Origin of the sequence: Vandammella animalimorsus, from assembly GCF_002285265.1 — a bacterium.
Taxonomy (GTDB): domain Bacteria; phylum Pseudomonadota; class Gammaproteobacteria; order Burkholderiales; family Burkholderiaceae_C; genus Lampropedia.
The window spans coordinates 1-1,144 of record NZ_NSJB01000021.1 but is presented as its reverse complement, the minus strand read 5'-3'; the positions used below and the strand labels follow the sequence as shown (position 1 = coordinate 1,144).

Below are 1,144 nucleotides of genomic sequence, written 5' to 3'. Positions count from 1 at the left end.
GGCTTCTTCACAACACGGGGGCATTGTCGCCCCCGTCGTTGTTTGGGCAGCAGTTGCTCACCCAGACGCTGGCGTAACCGCAGCAAGTGCTTGGGCAGCAATCCCGGGCTGATGCTCGCCAGGCTGAGCCACTCGTAGCGCATGTAGTTCAACGCCACCGTGAAGCTCAAGTCCGTCGGCGCCACACCCTCTTGCCTGGCCACTTCGGCCATCTCCAGCCGAATCAGGTTGTAAGCGAGCAAAGCACCCCAGACCTCCTGCATCACGGTTTGCGGCGTGCCGCTGCGCAGCGTCAGCCCACTGCCAAGCAACTCCTGCTTGAGTTCTCGGTAGCTGGTCTCGATGCGCCAACGCTGCTCATACTGCTGCGCTATCTCCTGGGCGGGCCAGCGCTTGGCGTCGAGCAAAGATGTCAGCAGTATTCGACGCTGGCCTCTGGCAGAGACCGTCTCGATGGCACGGGCCTGCCAAAACTCGGGCAACAGCGGGTTGGCCTTGCGCGCTTGCGGCGAGACCTTCATCTGCACCAGATAGTCCGATGGATCATCTCCCAGGCGCTGCCAGCGGCTGTTGCTCCTGGCAGGAATCAGCCAATGACGGGCTGTCCCGGCACTTTGCACTTGCAGCAAGAGCTCGGCACTGAGAAAGCCCTTGTCAAAGACGGTCAGGGAGTGATCCGGGATGGCTGCCAGCAGGTCTTTGGCATGGCGCATCTCGTTCTTGCCATACTCGCCAAAGACGGCATCGCGCACCAGGTGGGTGCTCAGCGAGGTCAAGGTCAGCAGGCGCAACTGAGGGTAGCTGGCCACAACGCCCGAGGCGTACTCTTGCGCGCCGAAGTGCTCACGGTTGTCCTGGGTGTCCGCCGTTCTGAGCGTGCTGCCATCGACAGCGTAGCGGGCCAGTCCCCGCCAGCTTCTGCCTTGCTGATGACGCTGATCCCAGACCGCGGCACTCATGCCAAACAGCTGCGACAAAGGCTCCTGCCCCAGGCGCTGGCGAGCCTGGGTCAAGGCGCTCTTGGCGATGTCGGGGTTGATCTCATCGGGTAGAGCCAGATCCAGGTCGGCAACGACTTGCGCCATGGATTGGTGGCGGTACATCGCCAGGGCAATGACCAGCCAGACCACCCGCTCGGCAGGCA

General features: G+C 62.8%; 1 protein-coding gene. It reads right to left on the bottom strand.

Going from position 1 to position 1,144, the window contains the following annotated elements; translation table 11 throughout:
• The coding region (locus CK625_RS13435) for an IS4 family transposase (RefSeq protein WP_238945680.1) at nucleotides 1–1,103 on the bottom strand (1,103 nt) is incomplete at its 3' end.
• Between the last annotated feature and the right edge of the window lie 41 nt (nucleotides 1,104–1,144).